Origin of the sequence: Bradyrhizobium cosmicum (genome assembly GCF_032290525.1) — a bacterium.
In the GTDB taxonomy this organism is placed as follows: domain Bacteria; phylum Pseudomonadota; class Alphaproteobacteria; order Rhizobiales; family Xanthobacteraceae; genus Bradyrhizobium; species Bradyrhizobium cosmicum_A.
In genome coordinates, this window is the sequence record NZ_JASXTA010000456.1 from 1 (window position 1) to 248 (window position 248).

General features: G+C 46.0%; 1 protein-coding gene. It reads right to left on the minus strand.

The window, feature by feature from the left end; translation table 11 throughout:
- Nucleotides 1–58: 58 nt before the first annotated feature.
- Nucleotides 59–248: hypothetical protein (locus QSV46_RS40545; protein WP_314964345.1), on the minus strand; the 190-nt coding region annotated here is incomplete at its 5' end.

A 248-nucleotide genomic window follows, 5' to 3' on the forward strand; every position in this document is an offset into this window, starting at 1 on the left:
CCCGGAACCGGCAGTTACACTTAGGAAATAACTGTTCAGCATCGTGGTACTGCATATATCACGTGCCAAAGAACTTTCGAATGCGGCTGTATCCGCCAAGTTCTTCTAATGCTTCATCTAGCTCTAGGGATTCTTCGAAGTCAACGTAGACCTCCGATTCAACGTCATCTATTGATGGCACGTGCTTCAAATCCTGCAGCCAAAGGCGAACCATATAATCGTCTTCATCTACTTCCGCATACGTGTAT